The sequence below is a fragment of the Enterococcus sp. DIV1059_2 genome, assembly GCF_051713685.1.
Classification (GTDB): Bacteria; Bacillota; Bacilli; order Lactobacillales; family Enterococcaceae; genus Enterococcus_D; species Enterococcus_D casseliflavus.
In genome coordinates, this window is sequence record NZ_JBIOQK010000002.1 from 109,673 (window position 1) to 136,290 (window position 26,618).

Below are 26,618 nucleotides of genomic sequence, written 5' to 3' on the forward strand. Positions count from 1 at the left end.
AATCTAGAAAATTTATATGGTGACTGAGAGAATTGATGATTATCTGCAAAATGGGCCAATGAGGACCCTAGCTGAATTCTCAAAAGCATAAAACAAGCCGGTATGAAACTGATATACAGAGCTTGCGCCTGACTACGGGGCCTGGTTGCGACACAAGTAAATATAATGGGCATAAAATAATAGATTATATTTATCTTCAATTGGAATATTGTTAATGTGTGTAGGACTTGAATATCGGTAGGGAGTGGAGCCTGTTTTGAACATAGACATATGTTCAGGGGACTGCAGAATATTACCTAGAATCCCAGTGAAGTAAGAAAATAAGGGAGAAAATAGGTTGCAAGGTATTCAGGTGAGCGTAAAAACTCTGCAGGTCACAGTAGTTTAGCCATAATCAGCTAGACCCCGTTTATGTTTTTGACGGGACCAGTATGTCTTCAAGTAATTAGATTGATTTAAATAAATAGTCATAACCTTATTGAGAAAATTAACTCCTTCTTGAAAAGGTTTTTTATTCATTTGGGGGTCTGATTGATAGAACTTTTTCATTTGATTGAGAGAGTCTAATTCGGTTAAATAAAGGCGTGGAAGATTGGAAGGGTGAAAGTTTTTACTCTTAATGAATAACTATGTTTTTTTAGTTTTTTCTCAAAAAAATGTAATTAAGATAAAACTTAACATTTTGTTTTAGTTATCACTCTGGTGTATAATTAGGATAGGATAACACATTGTGTTCATCCCTATTTCAGCTTTATTTACCTCTATAAAAGTTAATAAGTTGTAGTAGTTAGTTCAAACTTTTCAGGAGATGAGTATTATGATTATCGTACAGAATTTTTTAGACAAGAGCTCATCACCAAGTTATGATGAAGCAATGATAAAGACGTATCTAAAGGAAATAGCTGACATTCAAAAAAAGTCGGATGAACCGAAGTCCTCAAAAGAATATTTAAGCATTAGCTATCTAAGTGATGAAATTCATAAAGTAACCATTGATGATATTCAAGAATATGAAATGTTATCTGGAAAATCTCTTTCTGTTGATGGGCATACGCCAGTTGAAGAGATTCATTGGTCACGGATGAATGAGGTTTCTGGATACATTCTTTCGTCATGGGATATAGATATTTCAGAATATACTGACATGTTTATGCTTGCGACAACAAACACAAATAATAAACGGACAATGATTTCAAGAGCTGCAAGAATGAAGATTGTTGTGGATGCAATTAATAGAGCTTTATGGTCTAGGATAAAACCCTCTTCAATAGGAAAAGTTGTTTCAAGAGACATTTCTTATGAACAAAACCAAGTAAACCTCACTTATTTCATATCGGCCAAACCGTGGGAAAACTGTGTGGTTAACGGCCTATATGCTCTAGTATTTAAAGGAGATACAGAGGCTCTTACTATCGAATGTAAAACTTATGAGGTCTCTCGACCTTTGATAGAATACAAGCCAGATATATCAACCAACCAAAATAAACTCTTTGACGAATTCAAATTATTTGATAGTAAGACTTATGACAGAGAGCTCAAAGAGTTTGTTCCAAAGAAAAACTTTAGTTTCACTGTAGTTAACGATACTAACAACTATTCAGATGCAGAATTATCTAGAATGAACAAGTATATACTTAAACCTTCAAAAATAGATATTCACTATTGGAAGACTGAAGATGTGGACGTGAGGACGGGAAATGAAATGACCGTTGCTGGTGAAGCTCCATATGTTCGTGTTCTGAGCATGTTGTTCAAAAAACATGAACTTCAAGAGTATTGTAAGAATATAAAACAAAGCTTTATAATCAATAAAAAACTGTTTGAAGGCAAAATGGTCACTGTCGGTAATCAGCCTTTAAAAAACAGCAATTACCTGATGATTAAGAATGTGATTGATTATAAGGAAGAAGGTGAACTGGTATCTGTATTCTTTAGATACTATACCTTTTCTGACAACCTTGAGGTAGACTTAGCTGCATCTTTCATTAATACCGGTATTCCAAACGACTTCAAAAATCCAGAACCATACGTTTTTGATTTTAGACCTATAATTGACATGAAGAAATCGCAACTAGATACCGATGATTTAGAAATGAAATAAGAAAATAAGCGAAAAAGCAAGGGAGCCCACAAGAGGTTCCCTTTTTTTTATTTAGGGCTAGACAGGTCTATTGGTTAACATTATCTTGGGTATGCGAAAGGGAGAATATCCCCTTTTAGGTTAAGCATGATGATGAAACTAAACGGACTTTAAAGGAGAATATAAACATGACAAAAGATTTAAAAAATGAAAAGCTAACCCTTTTAAACAGCCACTTATTACTATCTGACGAAGTAGGACATGCACGAGAGGTAGCAAAGGAGAAGAATCTCTCCCCACAGAATCTAGACCATAACTTTGAAGTTGTTAGCCTAGCTGTGATTGATGCCTTGTCTACGCCAACATTTGAGAGTTTCTCACTTCAAGATGATTTGTTAGAAAACAAATTATTATCTCTTTTTGAAGTAATAGATTTCATCCATAACTACTCTGATGACAAAGCTAGTGAAGAAAAGATTTCAGAAGAAGCTCTTGGAAACCGGATTACTGAATTCTTTGATGCTTTGCTAGTTGCTGGAGAAAAAGCAAAAGAACTAGAGTCGTCTAAAACTGAAGACCAAATGAATTTCCCTAATTATGAAGAGGGTTTTGAATTCGAGAATGATGAGGACATCGAAGAATATCCTTCAAAATTAAACGTGATGTATGCAGTCGATGAAAATGGTATTCATGAGTTGACTGAAGATGAAGCTGTAAAAATGTTAGGAATCAAACTTGAAGAACCTTCCGATTCTGAAGATGAGCAAAATGAATTGAGTTTTATCGACCTATTATCTAGTCTTACACGGAATTCAGAAGAGAAAATTTCCGAAGTATCAAAAAATTTCAAGGCTGTCGATGAAAAGATTGATTTTCTAAGCTCTTTGCTACAAGAAAAAGCAGTTCCTGCTGCAAAAGAAACTCTAAACAGCATTCTATCAAAAGCTATGAGCTTAGGAATCGAAAATAAACTTGCCTCCTTAGCAGATTCAAAAACCGATAAAGAAAACGTACCTGGTTCGATGAAGACTCAGACATTTAACATTCCTGGTCTAGGAAATGTCCAACTGGTTTCACTTGATTAATAGCATTATCTGGAGAGTCTTATCTTAGTTGATAAGGCTCTTTTTCTCCTCCCCCTTCCTGCACACTATCTTGCCGAAGACGTTTTAATAAAATTTTATTTCTAAAATTAAATATAAATACGAATAATTTAAAAAATATAACCAAGAACCCTCTTTACTTTACGATTAAATGGAATTACTAAAAAGAAAAGATGAAAGATAGGAGGAAGGAAAGACGAACACGATAGATTATACAGACCAAATTATAAATGGAGTCCGAGTACTTCGCTTAGATTTCAATAAATCGACTAAGAAGAACAAATATTGGATTTGTAAATGCGCATGCGGCAATGAGTTTTCTACTCGAGCAAACACTCTTAGATTAAAGGCCCAAAAGTGTGCATCTTGTAGTAACAAGTTGCGGAAAGAAAGCTACGAAAAACAACGGATTGATATCCAAGGTATGAAATTTAGCTGGCTGAAAGTTCTCGAATTGGACGAAGACAATTCCAGTGGAAGAGGCGCATTTTGGAAGTGTGAGTGCAAGTGTGGAAACATAGTCTCATTACCTGGAACCAAACTTCGTAGAGGAGATTTAAAGTCATGCGGTTGTCTTAGGGTACTTAGTGCAAGCTCATTAAATAAAACCCATGGGGCATCACATGAACCTTGGTACGGAAACTGGAGAGGAATGGTGTATAGAACAACTAATCCTAAATCACCGAGTTTCGAGCGCTATGACAAAGTAATTGAGTATGGAGAAAAGATTGAACCAGACTTTATTACGGACCCTTGGGCATTCTTCGAAGAAATCGGTGAAAAACCCTTCCCTGATTATTCTATCGATAGAATCGATAATTCTAGAGGTTACGTCAGAGGTAATATCCGTTGGGCAGATGCGCAAACTCAATACTTTAACAGAAATATAATCAAACGAACTGAAGCTGAAACACAATTAATCGACTTAGCCACAAAGGCCTCTTCTAAAGAAGAACTTTTGTCCCTGTTGGAGACACAATTGGACGATACCACCTTCCATTCTCTCTCCCTACCCTAACCCCCCACATCGAAAGGAAATCGTCTATGAAACCAATAGTTTTATACCATAATGAAAATGAAGTAATGAGAATAATTTGTAAAGATGACTTAGGCTTGAAAGAAATTGGGGAGGCAAGAGTGAGAGTTAGTTCCCAGTTTCATATACGAGAGTATGAAGACAACATTGGTGGAGTGACCCAATTCTACAAACTAAATTTGATTGAACTAGGTAAGTACATGAAGCCAAACAAAGAATACATTGTTTTACCCAATTATAAAGAGTCTCTGTATCAACCATTTATGAAATTCTTTATGCCGGAAGAAAAGTTCAAAGCAGAAACTCCAGTAATATTAGGATATTCTGATTCAGAGTTAAACCTTCGCTTTATTCTAATAGATGACAGCTTTACAGTTGGCAGCTTCCCTTCCACCCATTCTTGTTTCCCTCCAGAGGAAACTGTTTCTGCAAATTTGAAAGCAAATGGGCCTGTACCTCAGTATTAAATAAATCTCACTATTGCTGATTGTAGAAGAAAATCATTCTATCAAATGACAAACTCTACCTAAAAAAATCTTACGTAAAAAAACGTATATTGTGACTTGCTTTCTCTACAAAGAGTATGGATTGAAATTCTTGAAATATTTACTTTTCAACAACAAGTAATGGATTCGGCAGTTTAACCATTTATTGCTACCAGAATAGCTCAGAGGGCTTTTAAATGATGCAATAAGTAAATTGTACATAAAAATATCAAAAGGCTTTAAACGAACAACTAGGCGGTAATCTATGCATTCCAAATTGTTTTCTAGCTATCGTACTTAAGAGGGACTTTTCCCTCTTTTTTATTAGGGATTGAAATATTGAATGCGAATGGTTAGATTTCGTTCAGACAAATCGAATAGTGGGTGAATCTATTGGTCAAGACAATTATCGAGCATCTAAAAAAAATCGGTTTAAAAGAAATATTCGGATTAAAGCCTGTCCCTTATACACAGACTAGATGCGAGCATTTTGACTTTGATAAGTTTAAAAGTCATTTAGAACCTCTCTCCTCCCCTGCTTTTTATCCGACTCTCTGTATAGAATGTCCAAATTGCAAAAGAAGAGGTCGACTTACATGCTATAAAAACATAAACAATCACACAATGATTGAGAAAAAGTTAGTTTGGCAAAAAATCTGAAAAAAGAATTGAGGAAAGCTTAATGGCTATTAAAGGATTTAGAAATAATCATCATCGAGAGGTTTCGAAACAGGAAACTAAAAAGAATGTAATAAACAATCACAGATTTGTAATTAATAAAATAAATAAGCCGACTGAACAGATTGATTTCTTAAAGATAGATTTAGTTGGCATTAACAACATTGAGGTTCACGAAGTATATAAAAAGGGGGCATAAGGTCCAGTGAATGAAAAAAATAGTATCGACCAGCGTGTGGAATCTTTACAAGCACTAAAAGACAAAGCTGATTTAATACAACCCCCTACCCCCGCCCCTATTGCTGTACCAGAAAAAAACGTTTGGGGTTTATCTCCTAAAGGATTAGAAGCGATTCAGCAAGGTGTAGAGATGTATCAGACGAAACACGGACTATACTCTTCAATACCTATGATTTGTAAAGAAGAACAATGTCAATATGCACCAGTCTGTCCGATTTTAAAAGCGGGTTTATGTACACTCGGAGAAAGATGTCCTCTTGAAATCTCCTTGATAATAACTAGATACGATGCTTACAAAACTGAATTAGAGATTGGAGATGATGACTCAGTTGATTTGTCTTTACTCAAAGATTTAATTGATTATGAAGTACAGATTCTCCGAGCTGAGAACAAGATGGCTATTGAAGGTGACTTCGTAAAAGACGTACTCCAGTCTATTACAGAAAGTGGAGATGAAGTTTACAAAGAAGAGATTTCTCAAGCAGCCATCTATAAAGATAAAATTCAAACAAAAAGAAATCGAACATTAGAACTGTTGAATTCGACTAGAAAAGATAAGTCAGGTGAACGGATATCCGCCAACTTAGACCCTTCTTCATATGCCGCTAAGATACTCAAAGAGGCCAAATTGTCTGGTGAGGAACCTATTGAAGCTGACTTTGAAGAATTGGTTGAAATTGAAGAGCCAGAATATGTACTAAGGCAAAGAGAAATGGGCGGTGAATAGTTTGTACACTGCACAGGGTAATTCAAAAAAAATTTTTCGTCGAACAAAACCCTTTAACTAATCGGTATTTCTACTGAATGAAAGGTGTTGGCTATGTCTGAAATTGGAGTAATCAAAAAAGCTATTGCTAGAACAAACAGTGTTGATATAGGTAAGGCAATGTCTTTAGGAATGAAGATATCTGCTGGGTATATTGCTTTAGGAACTGCTATTGATACTGGCTCTAAGATAAACGAACATCAACAGGTAAAGCATCAAAGAAGAGCAGATTTAAAAGCTCTAAAAAAACAACAAAAGGACCAAATGAATCACAGAAAAAATCCAAGAAAGGCGCTTTCCAATCAACTTGGACAAATGCCCTTGGACTTATTCAATCAAAGAATAGGACATACAAATATGGGAAATTCCAAATACACTAGATAGGAGTAAGTAAAATGGCGAGTATAAGTGTTGCAAAAAGATTAGGTCAGAAACTCGGTCAAGCAGCTGGAGTAACTGCTTCAAAAGCTCGTAGCTTATCAGTACCAGCTGCTCAACGAGCAAGAGTATTAGCCAATCAAGGTAGAACATTAAAGCATCAAGGTATTCCACTGGGCCAAAAGGCTGGAATGGGATTACGTCAAAACGCAATGAAAGCAGGACAAATAGCAAAAGCCGGTGCTAGAAGTTCAATGGATTACGGCATGGACGCTTGGAAAGGAGTTCAAGCAGCTGGAGTTGGGAAAACGATGTTTAGAGGCGCTATTACAGGAGCTGCAGTAGGCGGTGCTTCTTCTGTAGTAACTGGAGATGACTTCTGGGACTCTGCCGGTCGAGGAGCAGTCTATGGTGCAGGAATAAATACAATCTCAACAGGAATAAAAGCCGCTGGTGTACCTTCAAAAGAACAAGTAACAAGGGGATTTAACAATGTTAAACAAGGTATGACTAAATCAGCCTCTACATTAACTGACACCCTCAAAAATTCAAGAATGGCACAAACACTAAATGGTCTTAACGGACATACTAAAATTTAGGAGGTCCCTTCTATGTCAAAATTAGGTAAAGCCTCAGGAATCGCAAAAAAAGTCTTCTTAAAGAAAGAAGCTAAACAAAGCTTGAAAAATCTCTATACTGGTTATTCAGCAAATAAATTAACTACTGGATTAGTAACTGCAGGTGTTGTCGGTGGAGGATTGGCTGTTGTTGGAGGTGGTTCTCCTAAAAATGGTGTTGATGCCTTATTGGGTCCAACAAATGCAAGAACTAATAATATGGATAACTTGATAGCAGTAACTAAAGGTGCAAAAAAGAACGTTCAGCAATCGATGGGAATTGTGGAAGCTCCAGCCATGACATCAGATGCTAAGGTGGATAAATCACTGGGCGCCGATGGCTCTATGTTGTTTGGAATGCACAATAAACGTCATGGATAGGAGTTGAAAAATTTGGCAAACATTTCTTCTATAACGAGTAAAGCAATATCAGGAATTAAAAATAATCCTATGAAAGTTCTCGGCTCTGTAGGAGTTGCTGCTACTGTTATTCCAGATTACAAGCAAAGTCGTGCTAACGGTAGTTCATTAGCTGGCTCTGCGGCAAAAGCAGCAGCTTCTACCCTCTTCTCTTATACAAACCCATTATTGTATGGTGCGTTTGAAACAGCACCATTAATATACGCCGGCGCAAAAGGAGCGTATGAATTTAGACAACGACGTGGAGAACAGATGCGTATGGATTTAGAGTCTCAAAGTAGAGGCTTTGTTGGTGGCGGTTATGTCGATACACAACAGGCTCAAACAATGCGTCAGGCAGCTGTACAACAGATTCAGGGCAATAAACTCAACGCCAGGTCCGCTCTAGGTGGCGAAGCACGATTGCTGTCACCCTATGGAAGCCGGTAACTTTCAATAATTTTTGTATTAATTACCTAAATATATTTATATTTCTATTTTTATTACTATTTGTTCATACTTTACTATTCGTTTTTACGAATAACATTTTACGTATAATAATCACTAATATATTATTTCGTTTTTTATTGTTAAATATATTTATAATTATATGAAGAAATCCGTTTAAAATTGGGTTTCTTTTTTTATTGTTAGTTTTATTACTATTATTAAGCTTAGTTTTAGATAATTTATTATGAATTTCTTTATTGTATTTATTATTGATATATCTATTTTTATTTTTAACTATAAATTTGTTTAAGAAATTAAATAGAACTATATTTAAAATCATATTTATATTTTTATTTCTAAAATTTCTTATTATTTTAAGTATTATAAGAAATAACTATTTACTGTTTTTTATATTTAATTTTTTATTACTACATTTATTCTAATTTTACAGTTGCTTTTTACATATGCTTTTTACACCTGTATTATTAGAGCCACCTAAGAATTTAGGAACATTTGTTAAATGCACCTGTAAAATACACCTGTATCTATTGAAATATTACTTTTAGTTTGATAGGATGTATTTATAAAAAAGAAATACTATAGGAGTGAATTTTTTTATGGCCAAAAAACTAGAAGTATTCGCAGTAGATTTGGGTAACGGATTCGTAAAAGCTAAAAGTTCCGTAAGAGAACTTCTAGCACCTTCAAATTTAGCACCTTTATCGGCAATAGGAGAGGAAGGTTTATTTGAAGACAAGAAAAGAGGAGAGACTTACCATATATATCAGCAAGCGAATGATGATGCTGAGTACGTATGGGGGACTGAGATAAGCAATCCCAATTTTATTGAACCAAATAAACTAATTGAAACTTATAAAACTCAAGCTAGATATGAACAAATGTACTTTACAATGTTGTTTGAATTTGTTCTTGCTGAATTAGCAAGTGACTTTGGAGAAACTGTTGATGTAGTTGTTGTAGCAGGACTTCCTTCATCAGAAGTAAACACTGAGCATCATGAAAATCTAGTTAAATCACTCAAACGCAAGCACTTGGTTACTCGAGATGGGGTAGACTATATCATCAATGTCAAGGCAGTAAATATAATGGAGCAACCGTTAGGAACTGTTCTAGACATTTACATGCAAGGGAATGACCTGCATCCCGACTTTGAAGAGGATAGAATTGCTATCGTTGACTTCGGAGCAGGAACGACTATCCTTGATATCTTTCAAAGAGGGAAGAGGTTAGAAGATAGTCAAACATTCAGAGAAGGTATGAAGACCATTTATAACCAGGTGTTAAAAGAAGTAAATAGTAAAAATGCTAACTTACAAATTACAAGAACCGAAGTAGAAGAAGCCTTTAAAAACGGGATGAAAATCACGTATTCAAAACGAGAGATTATCGATATTTCAACAGAAGCTGATAGAGCAGTAACAAGATTTGTCAATGAAATGACTAACAAGATTGATGCTCAATTAACTGACAAGAATCGTATAGATGTATTTATTCTCACAGGCGGAGGCGTCAATATCGTCAAAGATAAGTTTATTAATCTTTTTGGAGTAGACCCAAAAGACATCAAAACACCTGAGAATACACAGACAGCGGGAGTTAGTGGCTTTTATAAACTTGGTTCTTCAATGATTTAGGAGGAAGTTAAATGGCTCAAGAAACGCAAAACTTCGTATTTAATAGTGAGAAGAGTCCAGAGTTTTCTAAACTTGTTTCGGAGCTTAAAGGAGGAAAGGGTAGAGGTAAATCTACTCTTTCTAGGGACATTCAGAGGGCATTATTACTGTATCATTCAATACCTGAAGAAGTCAGACATGAGTTTACAGACTTTCAATTAACATTAGCTTATTTACAAAAATCAGGAATCGAATTAATTAACGGGGCATCGTCAGAATATTTAGCAACTCATAAGTTTAGCCAAGATTCAGTACATGTACAAAATACACCTGTAAATTACACACCTAATAATAAAGTTGAAAGTGATAGCTCAGACTCAAAAGATGACGAAGACTTCGATAGAGAACCAAAATCTACTAGAGATAAAGAAACACTAAATAATCTAAAAACAAAAGCAAACGAGGGAGACGAATCTTCAGAAAAGCTTGTAAACAGGTTTTTTACAAATTTCGATATTGGAGAAAAATAATTCCAAGTTGTTGACAAATCACACTTTAAGGGTTGTATTCAACCCGAAAGGATGTGATTTTTTTTATGTCCGAGATAGAAGACAATATTAGTTTGCATTCGACGGAGATGCTGAAAATTATGAAAGACCCAGTTAAGTGGGCCAAGCATCACCTTTCAGACCCTCCACGATGGTATCAAGAACAGATTCTTCGACATCCCCATAATCGTAAAGTATTAAGATGTGGACGTCGTATCGGAAAATGCATAGAAGAAAATCAACGAATTCTTCTTGCGGACGGAAGATATGAAACAGTAAAAAATCTTTACGACCAGAGAGAATCATTTAAGGTAGTATCACTGGGAGAAAAACCTAAGAATGTATTTACTGAAGTATTCGAAATCGAAGACAATGGCATGAAGCCTGTATATAAAGTATCAACAAGACGAGGAAACGAAATCAAACTGACCGAAAATCACCCGTTATTAACCGTGGATGGTTGGGTAGAAGTTCAAGATTTAAATGTCGGCGAATTTGTAGCAACTCCAAAGAATCTCAGAGTGTTTGGCAGTAATGACCAAAGAAGCAATAACTTTGTAAAACTTTTAGCTTATCTGTCTACTTCTTGCAAAGCCTCTGCCAATATCCTTACAATCGAAATCAAAAATGATGAGGTTTTATCAGATATCTCCCGCATTTGTGGTGAAGAAGGGTTAGAACTTATTCAAAAGAGTCAAAAGCTCTTTTACTTGATTGATAGGTCTAAATCTAACGAAGTTATCCAGCTATTTAGAGAATCAGGTGGAAGAATTCCTTCCGAAGTTTATCAATATACTCAATTAAAATTGAGCATCTTTTTGGCCGCTATTTATGATTCTCAAGGATGGTCATTTGCTGGAGAAACTCCCGAAATTGGATATGGTGGCAGAAATAAAGATTTCCTACTCGATTTGAGTCATCTATTGCTTAGATTCGGAATAAAAGCTTCCATGGTCAATAGAATAGCAAATAAAGCCCCTTATATTCAAATGATGATTTATAAGTGCTCTGACATAGTTACTTTTTATAATGAAATAGCGCCCGAGGCTATACGCAACTATAAGGATGTTTATGTGGTTGCAATCTCAAAAGAAGATAGGCCTTTACTTATCCCACGTGGTCAATACCTTGAAAATGAAGTAGCTAGAAAGAACATTAAGCTAAGGAAATCCAGTGCAAAAACAATCCAAGAAGATAAGCTCCTTTTTCTAGGGGAAAAATACAATTCGGATATTTTAAAAGAAATTGCTCAATCTGATATATATTATGACCAGATAGTAAGTATTGAACCTCTTGGAAAAAAACAAACCTATGATGTTTTTGTTCCTGAAACTCAAAATCTTGTTGTTGAAGACTTTTATGTACATAATACCTGGACCATGATTGCACATATATTATGGGTAGCATTTACCTGTAATGGGGGCAAAAACCCTAATGGTTCTGTGTGTGTGGTAGCTACTCCGTATGATAACCAGGCTCGTCTGATATTCGATGAACTCGTTAAAAACATCGAGAGTAATGAAATTTTAGCACAATCAATCAAATCCAAAACAAAAAATCCGTACTTTATAGCATTCAAAAATGGCTCCGTAATAAAACTCTTTACTGCTGGTACCAAATCAGGTAGTGAAGGTGGTAGTTTACGGGGACAAAGAGCTGACTGGCTCTACATGGATAAAACTTTGTCCCTTCATACGGTGACGTATGTCGATAACCTTGTGAATTCAGTGAAACCCGGAAAGGAAATAGTTAAATGGTTCATTTTAAGGAATACAAACCTACAGACAGAATTTTCAACTCAGATTCTGTTGATTACCCTCTACAAGCTTTGAACGAAAAATTAATAAATGATATACATAAAACAACTATTGCTTACCAAAAACCGGGCAATACTGAGCTAAGCTTAATAGGTAAACGTTGGTATTATTACGATGTTGATGGCGAAAATGTAAATTTCAATTATGATGAAATTGTTGATATAGACGATAAAAACGTGACAATACTAATGTATATTGCAAAAGATGGAGGACATGAGACCTTCTATGATGTACCTTTTACAATTAGTAAAGAAAACTACTCTAAAATGTATCCGGTACAAAGCATTTTTGCTGAACCATTATCGTCATTTCAAGAAGCATGGGCTACCTATTTTGAAAGTGCAACGACTAGTAAGCCGATTAATTAATCGCATAGGAAACAGTGTTTCCGAAGCGCAAGGCATCTCGAGAAAGGAGAAAGAATGATTATGGCAACAAAAATTCGTGTAAAGAACTTGAAATTCTCAAATAAAAATACGAAGTTATGGTATTACGATTTTCAAGGAAAAGAATTTGATTTGTTCATGGATACTAAAGCTGGCTATTTAGTAAATAGACCAGACGTCAATAAGTCTAAGTGGAACATAAAACATAACCATTCGGACCTCATTCAAGAAGATGATGATATAGTCTGAACCTCAGAGTAATCTGAGAAATGCCTAACGAGCATTGAACCAAATAGGAAGTTGACTATATGTCGGATGCGGATTTTGATACTATTTCAGCCATTGCTTTAGAAAATCCAAAAGAAATTGGAATCATGATAGCTTCTACGCCAACTGGTCGACGTGGAATGTTCTATAAAACATGTGTTGAACTGAAATTCAACCAAGACCAGCAAGTAATACCCAAATACACGCCCGAAGGATATATCTACAATCCGAAGACCTACGACAGAGAAACCGCCGAGGGATGGAAAGAGTTTTATTTCCCGACGATGGTTAACCCCAATTGGTCAGAATCTATGGAATCTGAACTAAAAAAACAATTTTCGGCTGTTGCTTATGAACACGAAGTATTAGCTGAATTCGGTTCAGAGATGATAGGTGTATTTGATAAAGATATGATAGATGAAGCAGCATCATCGAGCTATCGATTATCTCAGACACCATTGGATAGAAATGGATTAGTAGCAATCGGTGTCGACTGGGATAAATATGGGGCTGCAACTAATATAGTTGTAGTAGAGTACGACCCCTATGACAAGCGACGTCCCAGACCAGAAATGGGTGAGATTGACAACGGATTTGGAAGATTTAAAGTAATTAATCGCCTAGAAGTTTCAAAAGGTGAAATGCATTATGATAAAGCCGTAAAACTAATTCAAGCCTTAGATGAACAATACAGACCATTCGCAATATATTGTGACCGAGGGGCAGGGGAATACCAGATTGAGTTACTAAGAGAAAAACTTGGTGATAAAGTAAAAGGCGTTCACTTAGGTTCCTATTACAATGTAAAAGACCCAGTAACACGTATCACAGAAAGAAAACCAATTAAACCATTCATTGTTAACCATACAAAAATCTTATTAGAACGTGGTCAATTGAGAATCCCGTCAATTGAAACTGAAGATACCATTCGAAGACAGATGACAAACTACCAAGTGGTTAGGCTTTCTTCAAAAACACAAGAGCCTGTCTTTAGCTCAACGGATGAACATAGTTTGGATGCCATGATGTTTGCTTTATTCGCATTTCTTGAGAACTATCCAGACCTTGTTAATACAATACATAAGATTAAAAAAGCAACAATCACCAGAGCCATCCCTTCTTCCATGCCCACAACATTGGACGGACTTAGACAAGCTGCTTCGGCCAGAATAAAAGGGGAATCTGACTGGGATGAACCCGGAAAACCACCTCTTCAAAAGGTCAAAGTGGGTCATACAAAATCAACGTCTGCACAAATGGGGTCAAATTGGGGAGACCGCTCACGACTTGCTAAAAGAAGGGCACCAATAAAAAGGAAATCCTGGTGATATTTAATATTGTATCAATAGCCCCGAGTTTAAAATCTTGGGGCTAATTTTTATATTCTGAGGTGATATACATGAATGAAGAGAACTCGAACTTAGTTCAAAAAACCATTAGTCCGTTAGAATACCGTCCTAATTTAGACGTGTCTTCAAGCAAAGTAATCGGTGGGTTCCTTAAATCAGATACAGAGATTGAGGAATACATTCCTTCTGCATCTGATGATAAAGAAGTAGGCACTGGTCTTTTAACCGATGAGATAGAAAACTTTAAAGATATTCAGAAAACTATTAACCAAACTATTGATAACCTAAGACTCGAACTCAAGGATTTAGTCGTTTTACCAGAAGATAGTTTCTATCTAAAAAGTCTTAACGAAAGTAAAGAATCATTAGGGCTTCAAGGCAATGGTCAAATATCAATTGGGGATTACGAATATGCTCTAAACCACATAAATAATCCAAGCGGAGCCTATATAGTGGAACTTTGGGAAGAAGTGCAAGAAAGCGAACAAGGAAATTTAAAAGCTGAACTTTTTGGCGACTTAGTTGAACTTTCTATTGAATACAGCCATCTTGAAAAATATATCCAACGTTTCATAAACAAAGCCTTATTTGATGTTGCTTTAGATATGAATGAAGAAGGATGGGAACAAACTCTTTTAAAGGCAGAACAAACTCAAAAGAAACTTATGGATGAATTAAAAGAAAGGGAAACTATAGCAAAAAAAGACCTTATGGAAGCATCGCTTTTTAATTCTGATGGGATACTATCAGCAAAAGATAATGCCTATCAAATTAGAGGTTACAAGACCCAAGTTATGAACACAGATTTGTCCATAAGAAATGCCTATCAAACAATACAAATGAAAAATATGGAAACCGAGATAATTGTTTCAGAAATCGTTTCTAATCTAGACCGAAAGACATTCAATGATAGGTCTAATCTTTTATTACCCTTGTCTTCAATTACAAAAACAAAAGAAGATATGCAGAAAGCATTGACTAGCTCAACTGTAATGCTTAAATTGGCGGTAGATTCTGAGAACAATAAAAAGAATACTATCAAAAATGAGCTTAGAAATACCTACAGTGTATCTAATAGAGATGTGCTGCTAGATGATTATGAACTAGACGAGCGATTATTCAACCAATTTGTTGCGGACTTAGAACATCGCTTTTCATTTTTCAATGGCAATCAAAACTCAGATACGACTCTGTATCTAAACAAAGTGACAAAAGGAATGGCTGAGCTATACGAACTGAAAGAAACCAGAGCTCAGGAGTATTTTTCCTTGAATCAAGAAGCCGCTAATCTGAGAAGAGCAAAAATTGAGAACGTCTTTGACAAAGATGACGCTAGACAAAGCTTTCACTTCAGTAATGAACTCTTTGAGCTAGTGGATGAAAAGGGTAAACCAACTGCTGCAACATATAAAAATTATCTATCTTAAATGAGAGGTGAGCGCATAAAATGAATATCCGAGACCTTTGGGCTGCCAATCGCAATCGTATCACTAATGAGCGAAAGTATCAGCTAGATGAAGCAGGAGGCAAAAGCAGTTCTTCGAAAAGAGACCCAAGCGCAACGAGAGTGGCAAAAGTAACTCCTGCTTTAGGAGGAAACACGGGTAGTTTCGAAGAGTCTCCTGTAGATTTAGAAACTGTTTATCAAGCGTATTCTTCGGATGGCTATATTAGAAGAGCGATTGATACAGTATCAACACTAATGCTTAAAAGTGGTTACGAACTAAAGGGGCGTAATGCTGATACGTTAAATTATGTCAAAACTAGATTGAAATTGATGGAAGAAGCAACAGATATGTCATTCGATGATTTGATTACCGAATTGAGCGATAACTTTGTTCTCTTCTCAAATGCTCCAATAGTGAAAGCGAGAGGTACGGAAAATCTTGGCGGACTTCAAGCTACTGGCTATTACGGTGGAGAACCTATTTCAGGAGTCTTCCCAATTAGTCCTAGGTTTTTTCAGGTACAAAGAGATTCTTTAGGCGAAATAGAGACGTACCAAGTAGCAAGTGATGGAAGTGAAACAATCGACCTTCAACCCGAAAATGTAGGGCATTTAGTTTACCGAAGACCTACAGGAATGGCTTTCGGAGTACCCTTTTTTCAAAACGTATTAGACGATGTCTTGATTCTGCGAAATATCGAAGAAAATGTTTCTCAACTGATTTACCGAAATTTATTTCCCCTGACAACATATACGATAGGTGCTCAAAAAGAAGGCTACGAAGCAACCGATGAAGAAATAGAGGAAACTGCCCTAAAGCTTTCAGAAATGCGTTTGGATGAAATTCATGTTTTACCTGAGCGCCATAAGATTGAAACTGTCAATAACGGTAACGCAGCTATGGATGTGTCCAGTTACTTATCTTATTTCAGACAAAGAGTTTTCACAGGACTGGGAATGTCTGAATCAGTAATGGGTATAAGTGGTTCTGCTAATAAATCTACAGCAGATAACCAAAACTCGGATTTAAACGACCTCGTTAAGGACTTTCAGCGACGATTTCAATCCCAAATTCAGCATCAATTAATTAATGAGATATTATACGAGGGTGGATATGACCCCGTGTTAAACCTCGACGATGCAGTAACTTTTAACTTCATCGAAATAGAACAATCTGCCAAAATGGCCAGAGAGAATCATCAAATCAATCTGTATAATAATAACGCTATAAGCTTCGATGAACTTCGAGAAAACTTGGGTTATGACCCTTCAGACGACCTCAGTAGATTCCACTTTATGCTAAATACAACCTCAAATTCCTCATCCTCAAGTGCTGAAAACGTAGTTGATAACCTTAATCAGCCAGAAAACCAGCATGGTAAACAAGATTCTCCTTCAGATAAACAAACAAAAGAGAAAAAAGTTTCTAAAAAGGTATTGACCCAAGAACATCAACTGGTTAAATTCACGTTGTTAGAAAATCAAAAAGCTGATTCTAATCAATTAGAGTCACTATGGATTAGTATTCGTGATGATTTCAATGAAAGAATTGCGAAACAAAATTCTGTTGAAAGTGCTATCGGGTTCAGCCTCGAACTAGCTAGAGAAAAGGTTACAACAACCATTCTTTCGATAGCTTCAACATCTCTTACATCGAACCTCACTCTAACATCATCTCAAACCTACCAAGAACTAAAATCAATAAACAACTATTTACGAAGCGAAAGTGAACAAACTGTAGAACGGTTATTTATCTCACTAAAAAGTCGTCTACTCAATTTGGAAAAGAAAGAAAACCCTTCTGTCTATACAGAATCAATTTTCGGAACTTTTAGTCGTCGTATAGGTGATATCAAGGAATTTAATACAGCTTTCGGTAAAAATCTTGCTGACTGCATCAATCTTTTTGACGAAGGTCATAAACAGGTAACTATCAGTATTAATGACAGTGACTGCTCAAAATGCAAGACTCAAACTCTCACAAGAGAAGATGGCTGGTTTAAAAAAGTTCCCCCTTATCATCCTAACTGCTCGTGCTTTGTAAGTTAGTAGTTTCTTTGAAAATTAAATATAGGAGGTAGCGATTTGGCGAATCATTTAAAATTCCCAAAGCTAAATACAGACCCTAGAAAGTTTATAGAATCTGTGACCATGAAACCTCTAATTTCAGGAAGAGAGAAGCTAGCTGAAAGTACTTATGTAACTGATGCAGGATTCATTATTCCAAAAATAGAGGCAATTCACGCAGGCGCAACTCGTAATGACACAATTTATCCTGCGCATGAACTTAAAGGTGATGCAGTAAAAGGTACTGGTGTTTATTCCTGGGTTAGACCTTATCCAAAACCAGTTATATACAACCACGATACATTTACAGAAGCGACGGGTCGAGTTATGAAAGCAGTCTTTTCTGAGACTACACAAGCTGGACGACCTGGTATTATTTTATATCCCAAAATTACTAGTCCTGACGCTATCCAAGCAATTAAAGATGGACGTCTTATGACAGTGTCTATTGGGGGAGAAAGTTCTCATGTCCGATGCAATATTTGTCATACAGATATAGCAGAAGAAGGATTTTGCGGACATTACAAAGGTGAAGTTTATGATGACCAACTATGCCAGTGGATTATCGGTGAAATCAAGTTTGATGAAGTTTCATGGGTAAACGTTCCAGCGGATTCAGATGCGATGGTTGTTGATACAGAATCTTCTTTTATCCTTGATGGAGATACTGAAGTCACTGAAGCCACAAATAGCAATAATAAAGAGCCGGTAACAATCACGAAGTTAGATAAATCAATTATCGTCGAATCAAACGAATCTATTAATTTTACAGAAGCTTTAGAAGACAAAGAAACAAACGATATTGAAAACTCAGTAACGGAAGGGGTTGAAAACTTGAATGAACAGCAACTGAAAGAACTCGCTACAATGGTAGCCTCCATTCTTTCTACTCAAAAAGAAGCAGATAAGCCAAAAGATGTCACAGTTGATGACGATATCACTTCTGAGGATAAACAAGAACAAAATACTACAGCTACAGAAGACACAGAAACAACTGAGGAAACTGAAACAGATACTGAAACAGAAACATCCGAAGATGAAGAAACAAAAGAAACAGCTGATAGTACAAAAGAATCCTCTGCAGATGATGATAAAGCGGACGAATCAACACAGATTATTTCAGAAGAAGAACTCGCAGAGTTGCATCAAACAATTGATGACATGCAAGAAGCTTTAAACACTGAACATACTAACGTCCGTGAATTAAGTATTCAATTAATCTTGGCTTTAACGGAAGGTGCAGCAATTGAAGAATTGTCAGAAGAGCTGAATGGACTAGCAATTGAAAAAATCCAAGAACGCTTAACTGAAGCACAAAATTCTAAGAAAGCAGATATGAATACAACTACGGAGCGTAAAGTAACTAAAGTTCAAAATCCCGCAGGTAAAGCAACTGAAGCTGCTGAGGATAAAAAAGAAATTACCAAAGAACAGCTACAAGAACAAACTATCTCTTTCTTAAAAAACATTTTAACAAAATGAACATAAAACTATTTTCTCAAGGAGGAAAACATTAAGATGGCACTTTTCCCTAATACATACAATGCAGGTGTTACTTATGACGGCACCGTGGGTAAATCTCACACTAATTTAGTCGTATCAGAAGGTAATGCCCCAGCAGAAAAATTCGTGGTGGCAGCAGATAACCAATTCGACCCATTCATTTATGAATTTGGTCCAGAAGGTAATCAAGTTGTTGTTATTCCTAAAGGTAAAATCGTTGAGACAGCAGGAGCTGAATACAACCGGGGAACTGGTTTTACAGCTACAGCAATTAAAGTCGCAACTGAAGAGTCAGAACGAGTTATTGGTTTGAACCAACACAATGTTTATGAAACTCGTCGTGGTGCTATGGAAGGCACTGGAGCAACAGTATTAACTCGTAACTATATCGAAGTACCACTGTTTGAACATGCGGAACTAGCTACAGCAGAACAATATGCAAAAGCGATGCGATTTGGAGCTGCATATGGAACTACCGGCGGATTAAACCCTGGTGACTATGTTGTTTCTGGGTCAAATGGTAATTTCAAGAAATTTGATAAAGCGAAACATAATGCGCAAATGATTGTTGGCCAGGTTTGGAACGCTACTCGTGACCTACCTCCAATGGGATTCTTGCAATATTACATGGACATTGACAATGCAGAGTTTCAAGCATATATGAAACAAATTTCTAACCCAGCTTCTCCTGGTGGAAAAGGTTATCCGTATGGTGCTCCTTATTCCGTTAAAGGTTGGAAACCTGAGTTCTTAAAACAATTAGGTGGAGTAAAACCTGGCGGTATTCCGTTCTTAACTGATGGTTTCTTCCGAGCTCAAGAACGTATCTCTTTGTCGTTAAAAGAAAACGACCAAAATGTTGAAGCTGTTCGTGTTAACGAAAACACAAAACTTGATACGAAAACTGGTGTCCTAACTGTTAACGAAGATAAAGACAATGAGGGAATGGTTTATGTAAAAGTGAAGCATAAACTAAATATTCGCAAATTGCACGAAGTCGAAGTAACAGTTAAAAAGGTCGGTCCTAAAGGCGACGGAACAGATGACACTATTGTCAAATTAAGAGCTGATGACATTAAAGCTATGGCTGATTCTAATACTGTCGCATTCTACTTAGCTCCTGGTACCTACAAAGATGTAGCCGTAGCTGTTGACGCTGTTGTTAACCCAATTGCTGGATTACCTACTGAATGGGATTACGCTGGTTCTACTGGTGCTGTTCGTATCTTGCTTCAAAAATAATCTTTGAATCTCCTCGCTCCCGGCACTTAGCCGGGACTACCCTCTGGGTTTATAACCCAATACCTCAAAACTAATCCCTCAAGGAGGATACCTCATAAATGAAAACAACCACTTTTACAACAGAGCAGACAGAAAAAATCGCACAATATTCTGGCTCATTTACATCAAACTCTGTCTTAAATATCTCTGAAGCAAAACAATCAGTTAAAGTCATGGAAGCTTTGACTTCACAAGATGCTAGCATTCTAATGCCAAAGGTAATCCAACAAGTTGTTACAGAAGCAGCCGAAGCTGAATACTTAGCTTCATTATTCTTCAAGAAAATCAAAATTTCTGAAGGACGTTCAATGGAGTTCATCCATTTTGGAGCTATCCGAGCTTCTGAAGTCGCTGAAGGCCAAGAATACCCAGAACAAACATTGAACCTAACTAAAAATGGAACTGGTACTGTCGATGTTCGAGTTAAGAAATACGGTTTGAAAATCAGTATTACTGACGAAATGATTTCTGACAGTTCTTGGGATGTAATTGGTTTACACTTACAGGCAGCAGGTCGTGCATTGGCTCGATTGAAAGAAGAAAATATGTTCCGCCATTTCTCTAGTCATGGACATGTAGTGTTTGACGGTAAGTTATTCGCTGCTGGTGAAGATGGTTATCCTACAGGTCGTGGTTTTGATGGAAATTACAATGGAACATTAGCAGCTGAAGATATTATCGACATGGCTGTATCAATTATGGCAGCTGGATTCAACCCAACTGACATTATCATGCATCCATTATGCTGGAGCTTGTTCGCTAAAAACGCAGCGTTAGAAGGCGCTTCTGTTGCTGCATTTGGCCAAGGTGTTGCAGGGACTGACCCACGAAATTTCAACACTTCTAATGCTTTGGGTATTAATGTAATGTTTAGTCCATATGTAGTTTTTGACCAAGGAGAAATGACTTTCGACTTCTATTTGGTTGACCGAAACAACGTAGGAGTGTTGTTGGTGAAAGATGAAATTTCTACAGAGCAGTTTGATGACCCAACACGTGATATCCAAGCTCTTAAATTAAAAGAGCGTTATGGCATTGGCGTGTTAAATGGTGGTTTAGGTATCGCCGTTGCTAAAAACATCAGATTTGCTAAGACTTATCCAGCACCAGAACGTCGTTTTGCTGAAATGGCTTTACCAACTGACTATGTTGGTGAAGAAGCAAAACAGCACGACAAAATCTAGTGAGAAGACCTAAACTCTAATTACTAAACTAAAAAATTCCAGACCCTAAAGGGAGCCCTCCGAAGGGCTCCTTTTTTCATATAACAGGAGGAAAACTTAATGAGTAATAATATCGTAGTAGCAGTAAGTCCATTTTATACAGGCGCAGGTTGGGAAGATTCATTCACAGGTATCGTATTTAAACCAAATCAAGCTTATCACCCTATTCAAATCAACGAAGACCAAGATTTAACAGGCATTCGACGTTCTTTAAGATTAAATTCACTAATTCTACTAAAAGGAACGTTATCTCCAGCTGAGTCCGTAACCGCCACTAAATTAGACCCTGCAGAACTAAATACAGAGCAACTAGAAGAACTAGTAAAATCAGATACTCAGGCAGAAGACAAGGCAGCTGCAGAATTCTTGGAGAAAGAAACTCAGCTTAATACTACGATTGAGGCTCTTAATGCAGAAGTTAAAGCATTAAAAGCAGACAAAACAAAAGTGACAAAAGAGCATAATAAAATCGTTAAAGAGAAAGATACTCTTATTGACGGTTTATTGGCTCTTCTAGCTGAAAATAATATCGAAGTTCCAGAAACATTAACTAAGTAAACGATGGGAGGTAGTATTCGATGCAAAAAAATTTAGTATCCAAAGTCTATCCAACGCAAAATGCAGAGAATATTGTTCTAATGCCATCGATTCGCATTGTATTTACTGAATCTATGAAAGTTGATTCCCTTAACGAAAACACAATTTTCCTTCAAAAAGTTAACGGTGAAGTAATTAAACTATCATACTTGTACGAGAACATCACAAAAACCTTGGAGCTAATCCCAACATCTCCTTTAGACCAAAATACTAGTTATACCCTTTACGTTAAGAAAGGGGCTGTCGGTCCGATGAGTATAGTTCAGACCGAACACGACAGGTTGTCTTCGTTCACATTTAGAACCCAAGCTGAAACGCCGAGTTCTGCAGAAGCTATAACGCCATCTGGAGTAGTTGTCGAAGCTTCTAACGGATACATTTCCGTGTCTTGGAATTCTGTAGGTCAGAGAACTAAAGTCTCTCTAAGAAGCTCTGAGGACGATATTGCTAAATATATATGGCCGAGTAATTCAGATTATGCAATTCAATCAACGGAAAACAAAATTGACATACCTCAAAAGATTAATCCAGGTAGTTATTATATTTGGATAAAACATGAGCTCGACAAAGGAGAGGAAACTTCTTCTAGTACTTACATTAAGAAATCTATCGTTATTGAGGAAGAGCCACCTATCCCGCTCCCCACAAATCCTTTTAATCTAAACATTGTAAGAACCTATCCGGAAAACAATTCAATCGCTAAAAACTTAGATAAGCTAGCAGTAGTATTTTCAGAAGATATAAATCTTAGTTCTATTTCACATGAAGATTTACAAATATTAGATGCGGATACAGACGAATTCATGGCTGAACTATTCGAAATCAAGTCTTACGAATACACTATTCCCTTAACAGAGACTCCTCAAAAAACCTTACGAATTATTCCTCAGTTTGAATTTGAGGCGGGTAAAACATACAAATTAATTCTTTCCAAAAATATACATTCTTCGGAAAACCCGACTGTTAATCTTGGAGAATCCAAGACCATTCAGTTTACAAAAATATGGGAGCATTTTTTTGCAAGCATCGAATCGATTAGAACAATTCTCGGCAATTTCTCGTCCTCCTTCGATGACGTACAAATATCTAAAGTAATCGCAGAGCTTTCCCATCAGCTGTATGCAAGATTTTTAGGAAACACTACTTCCGACTCTGCAAAATGGAAGGATTCGGGTATCCCATATTATGTTGTTGAATATATTAAATATAAAACTGCTTATATGCTGGTTCTCAATCTAGTTGTGAAAGATACTGTAGGACAATCTGAAAACATTAAACTAGGTGATTTACAAGTTGAAGAATCTGCTTCTCGTTCGAGTGAATTAGTCGATTTGCTTGGGCTTCTAAAAGAAGAGATGGAAAAGTGGGAGACACCGTTGGAATCATCTGCCAAAGCAGTTACTTTTGCAAAAATGAGCAGTTCGATAAGAGCATCATCCAACGAATATGGTGCAACGTATCCTGACCATATGACCAGAGTCCCGTTTAATGAGTTAGGAGGATAATCGTGGATTTAAAAAACAAATATAAAGAAATTATCAGTAAATATGGTTACGATATCCTTTTGCTTCAGCAAAACAAAAAAAGAAGATGCAGTTGCTATGACGAAAAAACTCAATCCGCTGACCGTAGATGTCCATTTTGCTACGGTCTTGGATACGTATCAACTATAACAAGACAAAAAATCAGAGATATAGACTCTGGAGTTCCTGTTACTCTTCCTTTGATTACTGCCACAAATACTTATGGTGGTCTCTCGGTCGCAACGAGGGCATACTATTTTCTTCCAGAAGCAACTCTTACGGAAAATGATTTGATTATAGATGTTGAATGGCAAGGAGATACTCCAATATATACAGGCAAAGGCATTTACCAAATAGCGCATATCGACCCTCAAAGGTTTGAAGGTGGGGAATTGATTTTTAATAAAGCATATGTCAAAGATACCCCCATAAACAAACAAATTAGAGGGTTTAAGATAGTGCAAGACAACAATAAAGTCTTTTATGAATTATCAGAAGAAAGAGGGTGAGAATAGATGAAATTAACTGATATTATCTATGACAACCAAATGACTTCTATCCCGAAACAAAACATTTGCTTAATTGGTATGGCCTCAGATGGTCCAGTCTGTAAACCGTTCTTTCTAAATAAAGACACAGATGTATTTTCTTTACTAGGTGAAAATCAGATGGCTTACTCCTATGACGCTATAGAGAAGGCAGGAATTGCTCGAGAAAAAATTAGTATTTATAGGTTGAATGGTGAGCATGGAAGTATTGAATTGAGTAAAGACAACGAAGTTTTTATCAGAATGATAACCGTAGGTGCAAGTGATGAAGACCGGACCATAGCCATTCAAACAGGATTCAAATCAATCACCATTAAAAAGACTATTTATGAAGAGTACGAATTGACGACTGAAAATGGTCCTATAGTAGATTCAAAGATAAAAAATATTGAGACACGGACATTCTCTTTCGACATTTATCCGACTCTAGATTTACTTACCGACGCAATTAACAGAGATGCAACATTAGGGATTGTTGAAGTATTGTCAAACAACCTCAAAAATGGCTACTGTACCGATTACTTTGTAGAACAGAAAGAATATCTCTTTCTAAATAGTCACTCTCAAGAAAACTATGTTCTCGAAGAAGGTACCTTATTCGAAACACACAAAACAAACTATTGGGAAAAGCTATTCTCAGGAATAATTGGGGACGACAGTATGAGTTTTCAACCTGCGCTTCAATTAATCAACTCAGAGATTATGGTTTTTACAGATGTCTATTACGACTCATTCCCTGAAGCTGGTTCGATAATTGCAAGATTTGCTCAAGCAAAGTCAGAAGAATGTGGACGAGAAGTCTTTTCATTAATGAACACAAGTCCTGTACCTGGATTAAAGAATCCTCCAGAATGGTACTTTAAAACGGGACCAAACACATGGATGAGTGAAGATGGTGAGGTAACAATAGACCCATATGAAGACGTCAATAGCTATTTAGACAGGCTGACTTTACTAGGATTGTCTTCTGAACGTAATGCTTCACACATGAATCATTTGCAAGTTACGGTCGGTGACAGTTTCTATCAAAATACAAAAATACCAATTTCTCCTTATTATGCTGCTACATTCATCTCGACCCCTTTCTATCAACCAGTAAGCAACAAACAAATGACTAATCCATATTATGGAGAAGAAATATCAAAAAGTAGTATTGCTATTCTTCAAAGTAGTGGTTATATATGTTGTGTTCCGAGTATTCGTAGGAATTGTGTTCCTTTTGGAGCTCAAAGTTTCAGCAGAAAAGAAGGAACAGTACTAAGTTTTCTACATAATCAACGCATTGTTTCAATTATTGTAAATGATTTAAAAGAAATCTTTGATTCATTTATTGGATATAAGAAAAAAGAAGTATACAACCCCGCAATTCTCTCGAATCAAATCACTTCCTATCTAAGTCAGTTTACCAATCAACAATTAATTCAAACATTTTCATTAAACTTCCCAGAAATTCAAGATATTGATGACCCTGAAGAGTTAAATCTTTCAGTAAATCTCTCACTTTATAACGAGACTCATAGTATTCAAGCTGGGTTTTCTATTGAAGATAGAAAAGGAGCAGTAAACGTATGGAAACTCCTCTCTTGAAATCCGAAAAGAAAATGTCTTTTGACGATTTCACCGACCATATATATGTACTTCTGAATAGCGCTTGGGGAGATGAATGGGGTGTATTTACTGAAACTTCTCCGACATCTACCGACAGTAAAAATTCTGTATTCCCTCAAATTGTGTATGAACTAAAATCTATGGTTCCAGGGCGTATCGGTAAAAATACACGAGAAATTAAACCAAGATTTCGAGAGGAAATAACGATAGATGGTCAAAAGACAAGATTTTTAGGACAAATAATGGACTGTAAAGTAGGTTTTTATATTTACGGAACTTCTAACGAAGAAACAGAATTGTTAACTAACCGCTTTATGGAATTATTAGACACATTTAAAGGTTACTTAGGAGAACAAGGTCTAAAGGAACTTATTTTCGAAAACAGAACGAAGTTGCTTGATACTTCTAACACTAAAGAAACCACCTCAACTAGATATTTAGAATACTTCTTACGGTTAGAGAATATTACTCAACAAAATGTCGATTCAATCAAAACTATCTCCCTTGAGGCAAAGAGTCTCTATGAAACTTTAGCTCAAGAAAACAAACTACCATCCCAAAAAAAATAAAGAGAAATCTTTATAAATA

Annotated in this window: 26 protein-coding genes; all 26 read left to right on the forward strand. The window is 36.3% G+C overall.

Annotated features, from left to right (window positions below; genetic code table 11):
* The first annotated feature begins 817 nt into the window (after positions 1–817).
* A complete protein-coding gene (locus IGI72_RS18825; protein ID WP_438755319.1) occupies positions 818–2,101 on the forward strand; it encodes a hypothetical protein in 1,284 nt (427 codons plus the stop codon).
* Positions 2,102–2,268: 167 nt separating this feature from the next.
* A complete protein-coding gene (locus IGI72_RS18830; protein WP_438755320.1) occupies positions 2,269–3,165 on the forward strand; it encodes a hypothetical protein in 897 nt (298 codons plus the stop codon).
* 673 nt (positions 3,166–3,838) lie between these two features.
* Positions 3,839–4,201 carry a hypothetical protein gene (locus tag IGI72_RS18835; RefSeq protein WP_438755321.1) on the forward strand — a complete coding sequence of 121 codons (363 nt, stop codon included), beginning with the start codon at positions 3,839–3,841 and terminating at the stop codon, positions 4,199–4,201.
* Positions 4,202–4,227: 26 nt separating this feature from the next.
* Positions 4,228–4,686 carry a hypothetical protein gene (locus tag IGI72_RS18840; RefSeq protein WP_438755322.1) on the forward strand — a complete coding sequence of 153 codons (459 nt, stop codon included), beginning with the start codon at positions 4,228–4,230 and terminating at the stop codon, positions 4,684–4,686.
* Between the two features lie 700 nt (positions 4,687–5,386).
* Complete coding sequence (locus tag IGI72_RS18845) at positions 5,387–5,581, forward strand: hypothetical protein (RefSeq protein WP_438755323.1); 195 nt, start codon at positions 5,387–5,389, stop codon at positions 5,579–5,581.
* A 6-nt stretch (positions 5,582–5,587) separates the two neighbouring features.
* The gene (locus IGI72_RS18850) at positions 5,588–6,349 is read left to right on the forward strand and encodes a hypothetical protein (RefSeq protein ID WP_438755324.1); all 762 of its coding nucleotides are present in this window, start codon (positions 5,588–5,590) and stop codon (positions 6,347–6,349) included.
* Between the two features lie 93 nt (positions 6,350–6,442).
* Complete coding sequence (locus IGI72_RS18855) at positions 6,443–6,772, forward strand: hypothetical protein (protein ID WP_438755325.1); 330 nt, start codon at positions 6,443–6,445, stop codon at positions 6,770–6,772.
* Positions 6,773–6,783: 11 nt separating this feature from the next.
* A complete protein-coding gene (locus IGI72_RS18860; protein ID WP_438755326.1) occupies positions 6,784–7,365 on the forward strand; it encodes a hypothetical protein in 582 nt (193 codons plus the stop codon).
* 12 nt (positions 7,366–7,377) lie between these two features.
* Entirely contained in the window at positions 7,378–7,764 is a 387-nt protein-coding gene (locus tag IGI72_RS18865; RefSeq protein WP_086373240.1) for a hypothetical protein, read from the forward strand.
* Positions 7,765–7,776: 12 nt separating this feature from the next.
* Positions 7,777–8,232 carry a hypothetical protein gene (locus IGI72_RS18870; RefSeq protein WP_086373239.1) on the forward strand — a complete coding sequence of 152 codons (456 nt, stop codon included), beginning with the start codon at positions 7,777–7,779 and terminating at the stop codon, positions 8,230–8,232.
* A gap of 617 nt (positions 8,233–8,849) precedes the next feature.
* Entirely contained in the window at positions 8,850–9,887 is a 1,038-nt protein-coding gene (locus tag IGI72_RS18875; protein ID WP_086373238.1) for a plasmid segregation protein ParM domain-containing protein, read from the forward strand.
* Positions 9,888–9,898: 11 nt separating this feature from the next.
* A complete protein-coding gene (locus tag IGI72_RS18880; protein WP_438755327.1) occupies positions 9,899–10,396 on the forward strand; it encodes a hypothetical protein in 498 nt (165 codons plus the stop codon).
* Between the two features lie 119 nt (positions 10,397–10,515).
* Positions 10,516–12,246, forward strand: coding sequence for an LAGLIDADG family homing endonuclease (locus tag IGI72_RS18885; protein WP_438755328.1), 1,731 nt, complete (start codon positions 10,516–10,518; stop codon positions 12,244–12,246).
* A complete protein-coding gene (locus tag IGI72_RS18890; RefSeq protein WP_086373235.1) occupies positions 12,168–12,599 on the forward strand; it encodes a hypothetical protein in 432 nt (143 codons plus the stop codon). Before IGI72_RS18885 ends, IGI72_RS18890 begins: the two co-directional genes overlap by 79 nt.
* 60 nt (positions 12,600–12,659) lie before the next feature.
* Positions 12,660–12,866 (forward strand): hypothetical protein, encoded by a 207-nt coding sequence (locus IGI72_RS18895; RefSeq protein WP_139843254.1) that lies wholly within the window; start codon positions 12,660–12,662, stop codon positions 12,864–12,866.
* A 59-nt stretch (positions 12,867–12,925) separates the two neighbouring features.
* Positions 12,926–14,212, forward strand: coding sequence for a hypothetical protein (locus IGI72_RS18900; protein WP_086373233.1), 1,287 nt, complete (start codon positions 12,926–12,928; stop codon positions 14,210–14,212).
* A 71-nt stretch (positions 14,213–14,283) separates the two neighbouring features.
* The gene (locus IGI72_RS18905) at positions 14,284–15,660 is read left to right on the forward strand and encodes a hypothetical protein (protein WP_438755329.1); all 1,377 of its coding nucleotides are present in this window, start codon (positions 14,284–14,286) and stop codon (positions 15,658–15,660) included.
* A gap of 20 nt (positions 15,661–15,680) precedes the next feature.
* Complete coding sequence (locus IGI72_RS18910; protein ID WP_438755330.1) at positions 15,681–17,729, forward strand: hypothetical protein; 2,049 nt, start codon at positions 15,681–15,683, stop codon at positions 17,727–17,729.
* A 36-nt stretch (positions 17,730–17,765) separates the two neighbouring features.
* A complete protein-coding gene (locus tag IGI72_RS18915; RefSeq protein WP_438755331.1) occupies positions 17,766–19,229 on the forward strand; it encodes a hypothetical protein in 1,464 nt (487 codons plus the stop codon).
* A gap of 36 nt (positions 19,230–19,265) precedes the next feature.
* The gene (locus IGI72_RS18920; protein ID WP_086373229.1) at positions 19,266–20,492 is read left to right on the forward strand and encodes a hypothetical protein; all 1,227 of its coding nucleotides are present in this window, start codon (positions 19,266–19,268) and stop codon (positions 20,490–20,492) included.
* Positions 20,493–20,590: 98 nt separating this feature from the next.
* A complete protein-coding gene (locus tag IGI72_RS18925; RefSeq protein ID WP_139843253.1) occupies positions 20,591–21,715 on the forward strand; it encodes a phage major capsid protein in 1,125 nt (374 codons plus the stop codon).
* A gap of 99 nt (positions 21,716–21,814) precedes the next feature.
* Positions 21,815–22,312: a hypothetical protein gene (locus tag IGI72_RS18930; RefSeq protein ID WP_438755332.1), complete on the forward strand. Its 498-nt coding sequence runs from the start codon at positions 21,815–21,817 to the stop codon at positions 22,310–22,312.
* Positions 22,313–22,332: 20 nt separating this feature from the next.
* Positions 22,333–23,856 (forward strand): Ig-like domain-containing protein, encoded by a 1,524-nt coding sequence (locus IGI72_RS18935; protein ID WP_438755333.1) that lies wholly within the window; start codon positions 22,333–22,335, stop codon positions 23,854–23,856.
* 2 nt (positions 23,857–23,858) lie between these two features.
* Entirely contained in the window at positions 23,859–24,383 is a 525-nt protein-coding gene (locus IGI72_RS18940) for a hypothetical protein (RefSeq protein WP_086373226.1), read from the forward strand.
* A gap of 6 nt (positions 24,384–24,389) precedes the next feature.
* Entirely contained in the window at positions 24,390–26,009 is a 1,620-nt protein-coding gene (locus tag IGI72_RS18945; protein WP_086373225.1) for a hypothetical protein, read from the forward strand.
* Positions 25,991–26,599: a hypothetical protein gene (locus IGI72_RS18950; protein ID WP_086373224.1), complete on the forward strand. Its 609-nt coding sequence runs from the start codon at positions 25,991–25,993 to the stop codon at positions 26,597–26,599. Before IGI72_RS18945 ends, IGI72_RS18950 begins: the two co-directional genes overlap by 19 nt.
* The last annotated feature ends 19 nt before the right edge of the window (positions 26,600–26,618 follow it).